Here is a 13,932-nt window from a genome sequence, read left to right as displayed (position 1 = left end):
ACCACGCCAGCCGATCTTGGTCAGGCTGCAGCAACAACGCTTTCGGGCAGGTCCTCGCCGAACACGCGCTGGTAGTATTCGGCCACCAGCATGCGTTCCGCCTCGTCGCACTTGTTGAGGAAGCTGACGCGGAAGGCGAAGCCGATATCCTTGAAGATCGCGGTGTTCTGCGCCCAGCTGATCACGGTACGCGGGCTCATCACGGTGGAAATATCGCCGTTCATGAAGCCCTGACGGCTGAGGTCCGCCACCTTCACCATGTTGGCGATGGTTGTCTTGTCCATGTCCGGCACCTTGGCGGAAACGATCTGCTGCTCGGTCTCGGCAGGCAGGTAGTTGAGGCCGACGACCACGTTCCAACGGTCCATCTGGCCCTGGTTGATCTGCTGCGTGCCGTGATACAGCCCGCTGGTGTCGCCCAGCCCGACCGTGTTCGAGGTTGCGAACAGGCGGAAGCCGGGGTTCGGGCGGATCACGCGGTTCTGGTCCAGCAGGGTCAGCTTGCCCTCTGCCTCCAGCACGCGCTGAATGACGAACATCACATCCGGGCGGCCCGCGTCGTATTCGTCGAATACCAGCGCGACCGGATGCTGCAGCGCCCAAGGCAGCAGACCTTCGCGGAATTCGGTGACCTGCAATCCGTCGCGCAGAACGATCGCATCGCGTCCGACAAGGTCGATACGGCTGATGTGGGCATCGAGGTTGATGCGCACGCACGGCCAGTTCAGCCGCGCGGCGACCTGTTCGATATGGGTCGACTTGCCGGTGCCGTGGTAGCCCTGCACCATCACGCGGCGGTTGAAGGCGAAGCCCGCCAGAATCGCCAGCGTCGTGTCCGGATCGAAAACATAGGTTTCGTCGATATCGGGCACGCGGTCGTCCGCCTTGCTGAAGGCGGGCACCTGCCAGTCGATATCCACGCCGAAGGTCTCGCGCACGTCGACCTTGGTGTCGGGTGCGCCGAGGATGGTGGTGTCGGTGGGCTGGAATGTCTTGTCGTCGCTCATCGCAGGCGGACGTAGAGAGGTTGCGCGCGCCCCGCAAGCGGGCTTTGGCCCATGGATTTCCAAACCCGGGTCACGCGCTATACCTGCAAGGGCACCATGGAACGCCGCACTCCCCTCGACCCGCTCCGTAACGCGATCCTCCAGCAGGTCCGCGCGGCCTTCAACCAGGGCAAGGTACCGACGAGCCATACGCCGCCCTCTGACGAAGCGCTGTTCGTGAAGGATTCCCCGATCCGGACGGTCCATGCGGATGTGACCGGCATGATGATCGGCGGGATTCGCGGCCTGTTCCTGCAGATGCTCCACCCCGCCGCCCTGCAGGGTGTGCTGGACTATTCGAATTTCCGAGAGGATGCGGAAGGGCGCTTCCATCGCACCGCGCAATTCATCTCCGTCACCACCTTCGGCCACCGCGAGCGTGCGCAGGAAGTCATCGATCGGGTCAACCAGATCCACACGAAGATCACCGGCACGCTGCCCGACGGAACGCCCTATTCTGCCACGGACCCGCGCACGCTAGCATGGGTCCACATCGCGGAAGCCTCCAGCTTCCTCGAAGGATACCTGCGCCACGCACGGCCCGACATGCCCCGGGCGCAGCAGGACGAATACTATGCGCAGATGGCCGTCATCGGCCGCGCGCTGCACGCCGATCCGGTGCCGACGAATGTGGCCGAGGCGAACACGATCCTGCGCGAATTCCGGCAGGAACTGACGACATCGAAGGAAGCGCGCGAGATCGCGCAGTTCGTGCTGGCGATTCGTCCGCGCGGATTTCCCGCAGCGCTGCAACAGGCGATCGGCGCGGAGGCGGTGCTGCTGCTGCCGCCCTTCGCCCGCTCCATGCTGGGGCTGAGCCGCCCCGGGCTCGCTGCATTCCCGGCCCGCGCCACGACCTGGGGCCTTGGCAAGACGCTGCGCTGGGCGATGCGTCAGGGCTGAAGCGGCAGGCTTTCCTTCGCCAAATCTCCGGGGCATGGAGGCGCACGCCTGGCGGGAGAGAGAGACGATGGCTGACTTCACTTTCTACACCAACCCGATGAGCCGCGGGCGGATTGCCCGCTGGGCGCTGCACGAAGCGGGTGCAGACTATGAACAGCAGATCGTCGAATACGCCCCCCCGGAAGACAGGCCCGAGGCGTTCAACCAGGCCAACCCGATGGGCAAGGTGCCAGCGCTGGTTCACCACCATGGCGAGCACGATCACGTCGTCAGCGAAGCGGCAGCGATCTGCCACTATCTTGCGGAAATGCATCCGGATGCTGCCCTGCTACCCGAGCAGCATGAGAAGGCGGACTATTTCCGCTACCTGTTCTTCGCTGCGGGGCCGCTGGAACAGGCCATCACCGCGAAGAACATGGGCTGGGACGATGGCGCCGACCCGCAACAGCAGCGCACCACCGGTTTCGGCAGTTACGATCGCACCGTCGACGCGCTGGAGACGATGCTGAGCGGGCGCAATTTCGTGTGCGGCGACCGCTTTACCATGGCGGACGTCTATGTCGGCAGCCAGACGATCTGGGGCGTCGAGTTCGACACGCTCCCCAAACGCGATATTTTCGTCGCCTATGCCGAGCGGCTGACGCAGCGCGCGAAGTACCGGGAAGCGAAGAAAATCGACGAGGACTGGGCTGCACAAAGGGCAGCCCAGGGCTAGCCGATCGCCGCGCTCTTTCGGAGGACCTGGTAGGCTTCCACCACCCGGCCAAGCCGCGTTTCGTAGCTGCGATCCCCGCCGTTGCGGTCGGGATGGTAGCGGCGGACCAGTTCCGAATAGCGCTGGCGCAAGCGCTTGGCGTCGGTTTTCTCGCCCAGACCAAGCGTTTCGAGCGCGCGTGCCTCTTCTTTCGAAAAGCGCCCCTCCATTGCCATGCGCGCCTCACGCTCGGCGCGACTCCTGATGCCGCCTGCCCGCGCGGAGATCGCATCCAGCGGATCGTCGAAATCCGCCCAGCGCGGCATGCCGTCCACCCCGCCAGTCGGCCTAAAGGCGGGGCTTTCGGTCTGCCAGCCGGCGGCGGGGGACTGGGCGCGCAGGATTTCGTCCGCGCTCATCCCGTCGAACCAGTCGTATCCGGCGTTGAACTCGCGTATGTGTTCAAGGCAGAACCAGCGCCATTGGCCCGGCCCGTCGAACGAATTGCCGTATGCGCCGGGCGCGCGGAACTCGCCGGGTTCGTCGCATGCAGGATGGGAGCAAAGCCTGCCGTTCGCCTCGTGACGGCCATGGAACCGGGTCTGTCGCATAAGCCTTTAGGATGGGCAACGCGTACGAAAATTGCAAAGGGATCGACGACGAAATGGCTGAAACCGTAGCTCAGGAGATGGAGCGGCGACTGCGCGATGCGTTCGCGCCGACCCGGCTCGAGATCATCAACGACAGCGCGAAACACCGTGGCCACACGGGCGACGATGGCAGCGGAGAATCGCATTTTACCATCGTGATCGAAGCGGAAGGCTTCGCCGATGCCTCGCGCGTCGAACGCCAGCGCATGGTCAATGGCGCGCTGGGCGATATTCCCGGCGACCGGGTGCACGCGCTCTCGATCAAGGCAAGCGCGCCCGAAAGCGCGGGCTGAGCGATGGCGTACGACCTGTGGTACTGGACCGGCGCCCCCGGACGCGGCGAATTCGTCCGTGTCGCTCTTGAAGCAGCGGGCGTGGATTATAGTGACCGTGCGCGAGAGGACGGCTCGCAAGCGTTGGTCGACGATCTGGAGGAGCGCAGCGGCATTCGGCCTTTCGCCCCGCCCTATCTGACCGATGGCGACATCTGCATCGCACAGGTCGCGCATATCGTGACCTGGCTGGGCGACCGACACGGGTTCGGCGGCGGGGACGAGCGCAGCAGTCTCGAGCTGATCATGCTGCAGCTGACCATCACCGATATCACTGCCGAGGCGCACGATGTGCATCACCCGATCGCCGATGCGCTCTATTACGAGGACCAGAAGGACGCGGCAAAGCGCGTGGCGGAGGATTTCCGCGAGACGCGCATGCCGAAGTTCTTCCGCTATTTCGAGGATGCGCTGTCCGCCAACCACGGCCGCTTCGTGCTGGGCGAGAAGTGGTCCCACGTCGACACTTCGCTGTTCCAGCTGGTCGAGGGGCTGCGCTATGCCTTTCCGCAGCGCATGAAAGCGATCGAAGGCGATTATCCGAAGCTGATCGCCTGCCGCGACGCGGTGGCGCAGCTCGACGGGATCAAAGCCTATCTTGCGTCGGACCGCCGGATGGCGTTCAACGAAGACGGCATCTTCCGCCATTACCCGGAGCTCGACGCAGCATGATCTCAGGCCCCATCGAGGCAACCATCACGCCGACCAACCACGATCTGGGCGATTTCGAGGTGCGCCGCGCGCTGCCTTCGAAGAAGCGCCGCATGGTCGGGCCCTTCATCTTCGTCGATGAGTTCGGGCCTGCGCACCTGCCGCCCGGTGGCGGGATGGACGTTCGCCCGCACCCGCACATCAATCTGGCGACGGTGACATGGCTGTTCGACGGCGCGATCAACCACCGCGACAGCCTGGGCACGGCCTCCACCATCCGGCCCGGCACGGTGAACCTGATGACGGCGGGCAGCGGAATCGTGCATTCCGAACGCTCCCCTGACGAAGAGCGCAAGGGCGGAGCCCGCATGTTCGGCATGCAGACCTGGCTTGCCCTGCCCGACGGGCGCGAGGAGATCGATCCCGCGTTCGAGGCGATCGACAGTCTGCCCGAGATCGAGGACGGCGGAGCCCGCGCGATCGTCATCATGGGCGAATTGTGGGGCAGCCGCGCCGCCACCACGACCTATGCCGACACGATCTATGCAGAGATCGTGCTTGCCCCGAATGGCCAGCTGCCGATCGAGTCGCAGGCGGACGAGCGGGCGCTGATGGTCGTCGAGGGTGAGGCAACGCTCGACGGGATGGAAATGCCCAAATACACCCTCATCGTCCTCAAGCCGGGCGATGTGCCCGCGCTCAAATCCGAAAAAGGCGCGCGGGTGATGCTTATGGGCGGAGAGAGTTTTGCAAGCGAGCGGCATGTTTTCTGGAACTTCGTCAGTTCGAACCGTGACCGGATCCAGCAGGCCAAGGATGACTGGAGCGCCGGTAAGTTTCCCAAGGTGCCGGGCGACGAGGAGGAATGGATTCCCCTTCCCGAAAAACCCAAGACGGTGACCTATCCCTGATGGCGCGCACGCAGGAGCGGACATGATGGATCGCTTTGCAGGCAAGGTCGCGTGGATCACCGGTGCATCCTCGGGCATCGGTGCGGCGCTGGCCCGTGCATTGGCCGACGCCGGAGCGCACATCGTCCTTTCGGGCCGCGACGAGGCGCGCCTTGCGCAGGTGGCGAAGGACTGTGCGACCGATACGCTGGTGCTGCCCTTCGATGTGCGTGATGACGCAGCCATGCGCGCCGCTTGCGAACGGGCCGTTGGCTGGAAGCAGGGCGTCGATATCTTCGTCGCCAATGCGGGCATTTCGCAGCGCAGCCGCGCGACCGAAACCGCGATGGAAGTCTACCGCAATATCATCGAGATCGACCTGACGGCGCAGATCGCCGCCACGCAGGAACTGCTGCCGCATTTCACGGCTCGCGGCAGTGGGCATCTGGTCTTCGTATCGTCCGTTGCCGGAAAGATCGGCATTCCGCTGCGCACCGCCTATTGCGCCGCCAAGCACGGGCTGATCGGCTATGCGGACGCGCTGCGCGCCGAACTCTCGCAATCGGGCATATCGGTGCATGTCGTGTGCCCCGGCTCCGTCGCCACCAATGTCAGCCGCAATGCGCTGACCGCCGACGGAAGCGCGCGCGGGCGAAGCGACAGCGTGATCGAACAGGGCATGGCACCCGAAGAAGCGGCCAGGCGCATTATCGATGGCGTGACAGAAGGCGAACGCGAGATCATCGTTGCACGAGGTGGCGAGAGCAGCTGGGGCGAACAGCGCCGCACGCCCGACGCGCTGTTCGACGAGGTCGCGCAACTGGTCGCCAGCGGATATATGGACAGGATCGAGGCGGAGGGATGAATATGGAACAGACGCGCGTTACGCTCGCCAGCGGGATCGAACTCGATGTGGTCGATCAGGGGCCCAAGGATGCTCCCGCGCTGATCTTCCTTCATGGATTCCCCGAAAGCCACCGCACATGGCGGCACCAGATCGCGCATTTCTCGGATCGCTTCCGCTGCATCGCGCCCGACCAGCGCGGCTATCGCGGTTCGTCCAAGCCGCGCGAGGTGGAAGCCTACACTCCCGACAAGCTGATCGGCGACATCTTCCAGCTGGCCGATGCGCTGGGGATCGAGAAGTTCACCATCGTCGGCCACGACTGGGGGGGCGCGATTGCCTGGGGCACCGCGATCAGCGGCCAGATGAACGGCCGGGTGGAGCGGGCAATCATCGCCAATGCGCCCCACCCCGCGATCTTCCAGAAGCTTCTCTACCTCGATCCGCACCAGCGCGAGAGCAGCCAGTACGTGCGCGGCTTCCGCGACACGAAGAACGACGATCTGGTGCGCGAAAAGGGCCTGGTCGGCATCCTCATGCAGGAGGTGAAGTGGGATCGCGCTTCGGCCATGGAGGACGAGGAGCGCGCCAAGCTGCTGGAGGAGTGGCAGGACCGCGCGGCGGCCTTCGGCATGCTCAACTGGTATCGCGCCAGCCCGCTCGTCGTCCCGCCTATGGACGCGCCGTTCGAACTGCCCGAAGACTATCAGCCCCCGCAGCTGCCCAGGCTGACCATCCCCACGCTCGTCATCTGGGCGCTGGACGATGTTGCCCTGCCGCCCGCGAACATCGAGGGGCTGGACGAGGTGATCGACGATCTTACCGTGGCTGAAGTGCCGGATTGCGGCCACTTCGTTCCGTGGGAAGCGCCGGAGAAGGTCAACGCTGCGATGGACGCGTTTCTGGAGCGAACGGCCTAGCCAGCGGAAGCGGCGAAGCACTCGGAAGAGAGCGCAGCGAGCCCCGCATCGTCGAAGAAGGGTTCGAATTTCGGGCGTGGCGACGGCCCCTCGCCATCGTAGCGGGCGGGCTGGCACCGATAGCCCCTGGACGTCTGCTTGATCGCTGGCCGGGGCATCCAGGCGATATGCCTGGGCGAGCGGCTCAGGCTGGTCGGGAAATAAACGAGGCACAACACCATCTCGGGATGGAGTGCGCTCAGCTTTCCGACATATCCGTACACCGCCTTTCCGGTCTTCTCGGCCGTGGGATACAGCCCCTTCACCTGCACGGCCGGATGGCGATGTCGTCCCCTTTGGCGAAGGTCGCGATCATGTCGAACCCTACATCGCGATGGGGGAGGTAGATGTTCCAGCCCGCGTCGGCCAGCACGCCTGCAACGTACATCTCCGCGAACTGGTCGCGGATCACGGCGCTTCCCATTCGACCCAGGTGCCGTGCGGGTGGGCGACCGCCAGCCTTTGCCAGTCTTCGCCCTTGCCCGACTTGCCGTTCCAGTAGCGCACGGACAGCTCGTGCCGGTGCGTATCGCGGTTGGCTTCCAGCGAAACCCAGGCGAGCGGAGCCTCTTCGGTGGCCTTCTCGCCCGCGGCCTCCATCGCCCTGGTCACGATCTCGCGCTGGTATTCGGGCACGTATTGCCACACGACCGAGTGCATGACGACCCGCGTGACACCCGCCTCCGGCGGTTCGGCGAGGACGCGCTCCACGAAGACATCCGCCGATTCGCGGGCCACCTCGGGCGGCATGGTGTCGGCGGCGGCAATCGCTGCATCCATACGTGCGAAGCGTTCGGTGAATTCGGGCCAGATATAGGCCTTCAGGCGCAGCGCCTGCGCGGGGTCCGTCAGGTCGACCGGCTTCACGTCGCATCCGCGCGCACCGACGATATCGTATTTCAGCGCGGGCGGGGGCGATCCGCGCCATTCAGGGGTCAGCCGCATCGACGCACCGCCCGGCCCGGCGGTCACACCGCCCAGGTCGAAGAAATAGCGGCGCATCATCAGGTTGATCCCCGCGCTGGCCCCGATCTCGTTGAGCGCGAATTGCGCCGGGAGGCCCCTGTCCGCCAGCCACAGCATGGCCGCTGCGTAGGCCCAGCTGCGGCCAGCCTCGTTCGTTTGCGGTGGCCCGTCGAGCCACGGCATCAGGAAAGCCTCGTGCCGTTCGATGGCATCGGCAACGATCTCCTGCGGATTGCTCACCCGCTGGTCGAGGTAGATGGCCGACAGCGCATCGTCCTCTCCCGCCAGGTGCAGCGCATGCAGGCCGCCCGCAATACGCAGCGGCAGGGCATCGGCCAGCGGCGCGCCCGCCCACTTGCGGACCCGGCGCATCACCGCCCCGCCCCTCTCGGTCTCCAGCAGATCGTGCAGTGCCTGGCAGATCGCCGCCGTGATCGGCGCGCCATTGTCCCGACAATAGGCGACCTGGTTGGCGAAGGCGCGCTGCACCGCGTCGAACCCTTTCGCCTGCGGATCGACCAACTCATATTTCGCTTCGTCGCCTGACATAACTCGCGCGCAATTGCCCTTTCGTCTCGCTCGCCCTATCTGGCGCCCCATGCCGCAGAGCCAACTCACCTTCGCCGTGCCCAAAGGCCGGCTTCTCGACGATGCCCTGCCCGTGATGGAGCGCGCAGGCGTCGTGCCCGAGGCGGGTTTCCACGACAAGGCCAACCGTGCGCTGTGCTTCGCTACGACACGCGAAGATCTCCGGCTCATCCGTGTGCGCGCCTTCGACGTGGCCACCTTCGTGGCGCATGGCGCGGCGCAGATCGGCATCGTCGGATCGGACGTGATCGAGGAATTCGAATATTCCGATCTCTACGCCCCCGTCGATCTGGATATCGGACACTGCCACCTCGCGGTCGCCAAGCAGGCAGAGGATGCGGGCGACGTCGATGGCGAGAGCCATGTTCGCGTGGCGACCAAGTATCCCAGCATCACCCGCCGCCATTTCGAACGCCACGGCATTCAGGCGGAGTGCGTGAAGCTGAACGGGGCGATGGAACTCGCGCCTTCACTGGGCCTCGCGCGACGGATCGTCGATCTGGTTTCCACCGGCACCACCCTGCGCGAGAACGGGCTGGTGGAAACGATGCGCATCCTCGACATTACTGCCCGGCTGATCGTCAATCGCGCCGCGCTGAAGACCGACAGCCGCGTGGCCGAACTTGTCGAAGCCTTCCGCCGCGAAGCGGAGGCGCGCGCGCAGGCCAAGGTGGCTGCGTGATGCAGATGCTCGATGCCAGCGCGGCGGATTTCGCCGAGAATTTCGATCGCGTGGTCAATGCCCGGCGCGAAAGCGCGGACAATGTCAGCCGCGACGTGGCCGATATCCTTTCGCGCATCAGGGCGCGCGGGGACGAGGCGCTGGCCGACCTGACCATGAAGCTCGACGGTCATCACTTCTCCTCCGACGAGGACTGGCGCGTGCCCGCCTGGCGGTGCGAGCGCGCCTACGAGGAGCTTGACGGCGAGCTGCGCGATGCGCTGGACCTCGCGGCCGCGCGCATTCGCTCCTATCACGAGGCCCAGAAACCCGGCCCACGCGATTATACCGACGATATCGGCATGCGGCTTGGCCATCGCTGGACGCCGGTGGATGCGGCAGGCGTCTACGTGCCCGGCGGACGGGCGGCCTACCCCTCCTCTCTGCTGATGAATGCGATCCCTGCGCGGGTCGCGGGGGTGGAGCGTCTGGTTGCGGTAACGCCTACGCCCAAGGGCGAGATGAACCCGCTGGTGCTCGCCGCCGCCCATATTGCGGGTATCGACGAGATCTGGCGTGTCGGGGGCGCGCAGGCGATCGGCGCGCTGGCCTATGGCACGCAGCGAATCGCGCCGGTCGATGTCATCACCGGGCCCGGCAATGCGTGGGTCGCGGAAGCCAAGCGGCAAGTGTTCGGCACGGTCGGGATCGACATGATCGCTGGGCCGAGTGAGATTCTGGTCATCGCGGACGACAAGAACGATCCCGCGTGGATCGCCGCCGATCTGCTCAGCCAGGCGGAACACGATCCCAGCTCTCAGTCGATCCTCATCACCGACAGCGCCGATTTCGCTGCACAGGTGGAAGACCAGGTCGACGTTCAGGCCGCTATGCTCGCCACCGGCAAGACGGCGCGCGCCGCGTGGGATGCGCATGGCGCGATCATCACGGTCGCCAGCCTCGACGATGCGATCCCGCTCGCCAACCGGCTCGCTGCCGAACATGTGGAGCTGGCCGTCGACGATCCCGAGGCGCTGTTTGCCAAACTGCGCCACGCAGGCAGCGTGTTCCTGGGCCGAATGGTGCCCGAAGCGGTCGGCGATTACGTCGCTGGCCCCAATCACGTCCTGCCCACAGGCCGCCGCGCGCGCTTTGCCAGCGGGCTTTCGGTGCTCGATTTCATGAAGCGGACCAGCTTTATCGAGGCGGGGCCCGATGCCCTTGCCGCCGTAGGCCCTGCCGCCATCGCCCTTGCCGAAGCCGAAGGGCTTCCGGCCCATGCCCAATCCATCAGGTTGCGTCTCAAGTAATGTCCAATCAGCGTTCCACCGCGCGCTCCGCCGCGCGCCTCGCCGCCGTCCAGGCGCTCTACCAGCGCGACATGGAAGGCACCGCCCTGCCCAAGCTGCTCGACGAGTTTCACCAGCACCGGCTGGGCCGCGAGATCGAGGGCGATACCTATGCCGACGCCGAGGTGCCCTTCTTCGACGATATCGTGCGCGGTGTGGATGCCCGGCGCGAGGAAATCGATCTGCGTTTGAGCGAGAAGCTGGCTGAAGGCTGGAACCTCAAGCGGCTCGACAAGACGATGCTGCAGGTGCTGCGCTGCGGCACCTACGAACTGATCGCCCGCGCCGACATCCCGACCGGCGCGATCATCAGCGAATATATCGACGTGGCGAAAGCCTTCTTCGACGACCGTGAGGCCAAGTTTGCCAACGGCGTGCTCGACGCCGTCGGCAAGGCCGCGCGTCCCTAGGTCGATGCGTAGATATTGCAGGTGAGGTAGGTCATCCCCGGCTTCGCGCTGCTTTCCACCAGCTGCACGATGGTATTCATGCCATAGACGCCGACCTCGCGACCATTGGCCTTGGGGATACCGCTGGCGGTTCTCTGCGCTGTGGCATAGTAATCGTCGAAGGGTGTCTCCAGCAGTTCCTGCTTCCCGTCGAGGTAGTATTGCTGGGAGAACGTCGCCGCGGGCATGGCCTCGCCATATTCCGGGTCCAGCTCGGACAAAGTCCAGCCCGCCGCTTCCAGTTTCTCCGCCAGATCAGGCGTGTCGTCGAAATAGAGGCGAATCTCGATCCCATCGTAAGGCACATTTTCGGTGAGGCTCTGCCGGGTGGCCGCGTTGGCCCACAGGCCCCGCAACGGCAGACCGTTCCAGTCCTCTTCCAGCGGCAGGAAGATACCGGGCATCTGGTAGGGTTCGTCGGCCAGCTCGACCGCCTGAATGGGCACTTTGCCCCCCGGCAAGGTGGTGCTGGCAGGCTTGGCGACGAGCATGCCGTAAGGCTCTCCCTCAAGCTCGGTCCGCATCATCGCCTCGACCACTCCCGCTGCCTTGGGCCCGAGTTCGCACTTGTCGCGGTCGGCAAAGGCGAGCCAGGAATCCTGCGTTCCCACTTCGCTTGCCTGCGCCCCATTCGCGTCGGCCTCGGCATTTCCGCAGGCTGCCAAAAGCGCTCCAAGCGCGACCATCGTTGCAAAACGCAAAACACCATCCTCCTTCGCAGTGCGACCCGCCGCCGATGCTCGCGATTGCCCGCGCCATGTCAAGCGGGCGCGCTCCACGCGCTGCAGCGTGACGCAAGGGCGCGCGGCTGGCATAGCGTACCGCAATGGCCGACGAACTCGCCTTCATCCAGTCGCTTCGCGCGCTTGCGCCGGACCCGGCGGCCCGCGGACTGGCGGACGATGCGGCCGTCCTGCGCGTCGGCGAGGAAACGCTGGTTCTCACCAAGGACATGATGGTGGAGGGCGTGCACTGGCTGCCCGAACAATCGCTCGCCGATGTGGCGTGGAAGCTGCTGGCGGTGAACCTGTCCGACCTTGCGGCCAAGGGCGCGGAGCCGGTGGGCGTCCTGCTCGGCTATATGATCGGCGCGGATGACGCGGCCTTTCTCGAAGGGCTCCAAGAGGCGCTCGGTACATTCGATGTGCCGCTTCTGGGCGGGGATACCGTCTCCGGCGAGGGACCGCGCACATTCAGCCTCACCGCCATCGGCCGCGCAACCCATTCGCCCGTCCCCTCGCGTCGTGGAGCGCAGGTGGGCGACGCGGTGTATCTGTGCGGATCGGCAGGCGGTGCCATGATGGGTTTCGAAGCGCTTGCGAAAGGCGGCACCGCAGATGTCACGCCGTTCACCCGCCCCATCGCGCTGCTGGCAGAGGGCCGCGCCCTGGCCCCCCTCGTCACCGCGATGATGGATGTTTCGGACGGCCTGCTGCTCGATGCGTGGCGCATGGCAGAGGCAAGTCGAGTCACGCTGGCGCTGGATAGCCGGGCCGTTCCCCTCGCTGCACCGGAAGCACGGCGGAACGATGCGCTGCGCTGGGGCGACGACTATGCGCTTTTGTTCGCCGCGCCTGCGGATGCGCAGCTGCCCGTGGCGGCCACGCGTATCGGCTCTGTCGAACCTCGCGGAGAAACCCCGCTTCGGCTCGACGGGGAATGGCACGACGGCCCCCGGGGCCTCGGCTACCAGCACTGAGCGCTAGAGCGCCGAGCAGTCTACCCCGCGTTTTTCCAGGATCGGCTTCATCTCGAGATACGCCGCCCTGGTTTTGTGGTTGGGGATGCCCGGATGCAGGTGGTGGATCAGGTGCGTTTCCATGCACATCGACAGGAAATGGCCGACGTGGCTCTTGAAGATGTTGGCCTGCACATACCGCTCCGTCTGGCCCTCTCTCGGGTGATGCGGCGCCCAGCTGAGGAAATAGCGGATGTAGCTGAGCCCCAGCTGGCGGGGCAGCCACCAGCACACCGCCGCCGCGATGGCATAGCCGTTCCACGCCATGGTGAAGAGCGTGGCGAGGTAGATCAGCTGGACGACCATGGTCTGCTTCAGCGCGATGCGCGATTCCCGCGTGTCCAGTGCCATGCACACCGTCTTGTAGCGGTTGATCGTGCCATCGACACGCGGCTGGCGGTTCCACCAGGTCTTGTACCAGGCCATCCACCAGTTGGGCGCTTCGTCGGTATAGTCCGGGTCTTTCTCAGGATGGTTGCAGTGCTTGTGATGCTCCAGATGCGTCACCCGGCCCATGCTGAAGGGCACGGCGATCGGCAGCAGCGAAACCTCGCCGACCAGCTGGTTGGCCCAGCGATAGCGGCTGCCGCGCTTGGCAATATTGTCATGCATCGCTTCGTGACAGGTGACGTAACCGGCGACGGTCAGGAAGGTGGAGACCACCAGCGTGATCAGCGGATGCACCACGCCGAACATGGTGAGCGGAAACAGCGCAAGCCACACCGCGAAGCCACCCAGCGCGGCGACCACGTAGCCCCACATCGGCCCGCCCTGATATTTGGCGGCAATGGCGCGTTCCTGCTTCAGAAGGTCGACGCGTGTGTGCCGGTCCAGCCTGTCGTCGGCTGCGAGTGGCAGAGCGCTACCGTCCGCCTCCTGCCGGTCGAACACCTCCTGCGAGATCGTATCGGGCGTCGAGGGATTGTCGGTCATATCCAGCGCCCCCTGATGGTCGCGTAGAGCCCCCAGCTTCCACCGATCAGCAGACCCAGCATGATCGGAGACATCCCCGACGGCGCCTCCCACCCCCACACGGCCATGCTTTGTGCGATCAACGGCGCGATGAAGCCGATGCCGAACAGAAACGGCATGATGGCGAACAGTTTCTCGACGGCGACCTGCATGGCCATAACCTAACCTTAACCACGGAATCCCGCAAGACTCCGCGAGTCGTGGTGGTGAGCTGGGCAGAAATCGCGCGAGGGCTTGCAC

19 protein-coding genes are annotated in these 13,932 nt (G+C 65.3%); 11 read left to right on the top strand and 8 right to left on the bottom strand.

The annotated features are described in order from the left end of the window. Positions 1–20 precede the first annotated feature (20 nt). Positions 21–1,007, bottom strand: coding sequence for a cobaltochelatase subunit CobS (cobS, locus tag ADAD_RS0112235; protein ID WP_010414183.1), 987 nt, complete (start codon positions 1,005–1,007; stop codon positions 21–23). A gap of 51 nt (positions 1,008–1,058) precedes the next feature. On the opposite strand from cobS, the gene ADAD_RS0112230 reads away from it, so the two are divergent. Beyond that, positions 1,059–1,949 (top strand): oxygenase MpaB family protein, encoded by an 891-nt coding sequence (locus tag ADAD_RS0112230; protein WP_010414180.1) that lies wholly within the window; start codon positions 1,059–1,061, stop codon positions 1,947–1,949. A 67-nt stretch (positions 1,950–2,016) separates the two neighbouring features. Beyond that, positions 2,017–2,664: a glutathione S-transferase family protein gene (locus ADAD_RS0112225; RefSeq protein WP_033193367.1), complete on the top strand. Its 648-nt coding sequence runs from the start codon at positions 2,017–2,019 to the stop codon at positions 2,662–2,664. Here the strand turns inward: ADAD_RS0112225 and ADAD_RS0112220 are convergent. Continuing rightward, positions 2,661–3,254: a J domain-containing protein gene (locus ADAD_RS0112220; protein ID WP_010414175.1), complete on the bottom strand. Its 594-nt coding sequence runs from the start codon at positions 3,252–3,254 to the stop codon at positions 2,661–2,663. The genes ADAD_RS0112225 and ADAD_RS0112220 overlap by 4 nt on opposite strands. A 53-nt stretch (positions 3,255–3,307) precedes the next feature. On the opposite strand from ADAD_RS0112220, the gene ADAD_RS0112215 reads away from it, so the two are divergent. Genes ADAD_RS0112215 through ADAD_RS0112195 form a run of 5 tightly spaced genes read left to right on the top strand, consistent with a single transcriptional unit; the run spans position 3,308 to position 6,930 of the window. Then, positions 3,308–3,586, top strand: a complete 279-nt coding sequence (locus ADAD_RS0112215) for a BolA family protein (RefSeq protein ID WP_029140105.1) — start codon at positions 3,308–3,310, stop codon at positions 3,584–3,586. Between the two features lie 3 nt (positions 3,587–3,589). Beyond that, on the top strand, positions 3,590–4,297 hold the full coding sequence (locus ADAD_RS0112210) for a glutathione S-transferase (protein WP_010414168.1): 708 nt from the start codon (positions 3,590–3,592) through the stop codon (positions 4,295–4,297). Continuing rightward, positions 4,294–5,187 (top strand): pirin family protein, encoded by an 894-nt coding sequence (locus tag ADAD_RS0112205; RefSeq protein WP_010414165.1) that lies wholly within the window; start codon positions 4,294–4,296, stop codon positions 5,185–5,187. Before ADAD_RS0112210 ends, ADAD_RS0112205 begins: the two co-directional genes overlap by 4 nt. 22 nt (positions 5,188–5,209) lie before the next feature. After that, positions 5,210–6,031: an SDR family NAD(P)-dependent oxidoreductase gene (locus ADAD_RS0112200; RefSeq protein WP_010414162.1), complete on the top strand. Its 822-nt coding sequence runs from the start codon at positions 5,210–5,212 to the stop codon at positions 6,029–6,031. After that, on the top strand, positions 6,028–6,930 hold the full coding sequence (locus ADAD_RS0112195; RefSeq protein WP_010414160.1) for an alpha/beta fold hydrolase: 903 nt from the start codon (positions 6,028–6,030) through the stop codon (positions 6,928–6,930). The genes ADAD_RS0112200 and ADAD_RS0112195 overlap by 4 nt, the downstream gene beginning before the upstream one ends. Here ADAD_RS0112195 and ADAD_RS0112190 read toward each other — a convergent pair. From ADAD_RS0112190 to ADAD_RS0112180, 3 genes are read right to left on the bottom strand one after another with little or no spacing between them, the layout of a single operon-like run. After that, positions 6,927–7,235: a hypothetical protein gene (locus tag ADAD_RS0112190; RefSeq protein WP_139020436.1), complete on the bottom strand. Its 309-nt coding sequence runs from the start codon at positions 7,233–7,235 to the stop codon at positions 6,927–6,929. The two genes, ADAD_RS0112195 and ADAD_RS0112190, sit on opposite strands and share 4 nt — an antisense overlap. Then, positions 7,232–7,381: a hypothetical protein gene (locus ADAD_RS17015; protein WP_158005193.1), complete on the bottom strand. Its 150-nt coding sequence runs from the start codon at positions 7,379–7,381 to the stop codon at positions 7,232–7,234. The genes ADAD_RS0112190 and ADAD_RS17015 overlap by 4 nt, the downstream gene beginning before the upstream one ends. Beyond that, positions 7,378–8,484 carry a DUF2332 domain-containing protein gene (locus ADAD_RS0112180; RefSeq protein ID WP_010414151.1) on the bottom strand — a complete coding sequence of 369 codons (1,107 nt, stop codon included), beginning with the start codon at positions 8,482–8,484 and terminating at the stop codon, positions 7,378–7,380. Before ADAD_RS0112180 ends, ADAD_RS17015 begins: the two co-directional genes overlap by 4 nt. 49 nt (positions 8,485–8,533) lie before the next feature. Here ADAD_RS0112180 and hisG point away from each other — a divergent pair, with 49 nt between their 5' ends. The 3 genes from hisG to nusB are packed head-to-tail and all read left to right on the top strand — an operon-like array spanning position 8,534 to position 10,943. Continuing rightward, positions 8,534–9,205 carry an ATP phosphoribosyltransferase gene (gene hisG / locus ADAD_RS0112175; RefSeq protein ID WP_010414149.1) on the top strand — a complete coding sequence of 224 codons (672 nt, stop codon included), beginning with the start codon at positions 8,534–8,536 and terminating at the stop codon, positions 9,203–9,205. Then, on the top strand, positions 9,205–10,494 hold the full coding sequence (hisD, locus tag ADAD_RS0112170) for a histidinol dehydrogenase (protein ID WP_010414146.1): 1,290 nt from the start codon (positions 9,205–9,207) through the stop codon (positions 10,492–10,494). Before hisG ends, hisD begins: the two co-directional genes overlap by 1 nt. After that, positions 10,494–10,943: a transcription antitermination factor NusB gene (nusB, locus tag ADAD_RS0112165; RefSeq protein ID WP_010414143.1), complete on the top strand. Its 450-nt coding sequence runs from the start codon at positions 10,494–10,496 to the stop codon at positions 10,941–10,943. The genes hisD and nusB overlap by 1 nt, the downstream gene beginning before the upstream one ends. On the opposite strand, the gene ADAD_RS0112160 is transcribed toward nusB, so the two are convergent. Next, positions 10,940–11,683, bottom strand: a complete 744-nt coding sequence (locus ADAD_RS0112160) for a hypothetical protein (protein WP_139020435.1) — start codon at positions 11,681–11,683, stop codon at positions 10,940–10,942. The two genes, nusB and ADAD_RS0112160, sit on opposite strands and share 4 nt — an antisense overlap. A 125-nt stretch (positions 11,684–11,808) precedes the next feature. On the opposite strand from ADAD_RS0112160, the gene thiL reads away from it, so the two are divergent. Next, on the top strand, positions 11,809–12,681 hold the full coding sequence (thiL, locus tag ADAD_RS0112155; protein ID WP_010414137.1) for a thiamine-phosphate kinase: 873 nt from the start codon (positions 11,809–11,811) through the stop codon (positions 12,679–12,681). 3 nt (positions 12,682–12,684) lie between these two features. Here the strand turns inward: thiL and ADAD_RS0112150 are convergent, their stop codons facing one another. Both ADAD_RS0112150 and ADAD_RS0112145 read right to left on the bottom strand, forming a co-directional pair. After that, complete coding sequence (locus ADAD_RS0112150; RefSeq protein ID WP_010414134.1) at positions 12,685–13,653, bottom strand: fatty acid desaturase; 969 nt, start codon at positions 13,651–13,653, stop codon at positions 12,685–12,687. Beyond that, a complete protein-coding gene (locus ADAD_RS0112145; RefSeq protein ID WP_139020450.1) occupies positions 13,650–13,844 on the bottom strand; it encodes a hypothetical protein in 195 nt (64 codons plus the stop codon). The genes ADAD_RS0112150 and ADAD_RS0112145 overlap by 4 nt, the downstream gene beginning before the upstream one ends. Positions 13,845–13,932: the final 88 nt, after the last annotated feature.

The sequence above is a fragment of the Citromicrobium sp. JLT1363 genome (assembly GCF_000186705.1).
Lineage (GTDB): Bacteria > Pseudomonadota > Alphaproteobacteria > Sphingomonadales > Sphingomonadaceae > Alteriqipengyuania.
The sequence above is the reverse complement of the archived record's forward strand: the minus strand, read 5'-3'. Positions and strand labels throughout refer to the sequence as shown.

Bases quoted from the DNA above. Each gene is read 5' to 3' on its own strand.
- cobS (WP_010414183.1), bottom strand. From the start codon at position 1,007: ATGAGCGACGACAAGACATTCCAGCCCACCGACACCACCATCCTCGGC.
- ADAD_RS0112230 (WP_010414180.1), top strand. From the start codon at position 1,059: ATGGATTTCCAAACCCGGGTCACGCGCTATACCTGCAAGGGCACCATG.
- ADAD_RS0112225 (WP_033193367.1), top strand. From the start codon at position 2,017: ATGGCTGACTTCACTTTCTACACCAACCCGATGAGCCGCGGGCGGATT.
- ADAD_RS0112220 (WP_010414175.1), bottom strand. From the start codon at position 3,254: ATGCGACAGACCCGGTTCCATGGCCGTCACGAGGCGAACGGCAGGCTT.
- ADAD_RS0112215 (WP_029140105.1), top strand. From the start codon at position 3,308: ATGGCTGAAACCGTAGCTCAGGAGATGGAGCGGCGACTGCGCGATGCG.
- ADAD_RS0112210 (WP_010414168.1), top strand. From the start codon at position 3,590: ATGGCGTACGACCTGTGGTACTGGACCGGCGCCCCCGGACGCGGCGAA.
- ADAD_RS0112205 (WP_010414165.1), top strand. From the start codon at position 4,294: ATGATCTCAGGCCCCATCGAGGCAACCATCACGCCGACCAACCACGAT.
- ADAD_RS0112200 (WP_010414162.1), top strand. From the start codon at position 5,210: ATGATGGATCGCTTTGCAGGCAAGGTCGCGTGGATCACCGGTGCATCC.
- ADAD_RS0112195 (WP_010414160.1), top strand. From the start codon at position 6,028: ATGAATATGGAACAGACGCGCGTTACGCTCGCCAGCGGGATCGAACTC.
- ADAD_RS0112180 (WP_010414151.1), bottom strand. From the start codon at position 8,484: ATGTCAGGCGACGAAGCGAAATATGAGTTGGTCGATCCGCAGGCGAAA.
- hisG (WP_010414149.1), top strand. From the start codon at position 8,534: ATGCCGCAGAGCCAACTCACCTTCGCCGTGCCCAAAGGCCGGCTTCTC.
- hisD (WP_010414146.1), top strand. From the start codon at position 9,205: ATGCAGATGCTCGATGCCAGCGCGGCGGATTTCGCCGAGAATTTCGAT.
- nusB (WP_010414143.1), top strand. From the start codon at position 10,494: ATGTCCAATCAGCGTTCCACCGCGCGCTCCGCCGCGCGCCTCGCCGCC.
- thiL (WP_010414137.1), top strand. From the start codon at position 11,809: ATGGCCGACGAACTCGCCTTCATCCAGTCGCTTCGCGCGCTTGCGCCG.
- ADAD_RS0112150 (WP_010414134.1), bottom strand. From the start codon at position 13,653: ATGACCGACAATCCCTCGACGCCCGATACGATCTCGCAGGAGGTGTTC.
- ADAD_RS0112145 (WP_139020450.1), bottom strand. From the start codon at position 13,844: ATGCAGGTCGCCGTCGAGAAACTGTTCGCCATCATGCCGTTTCTGTTC.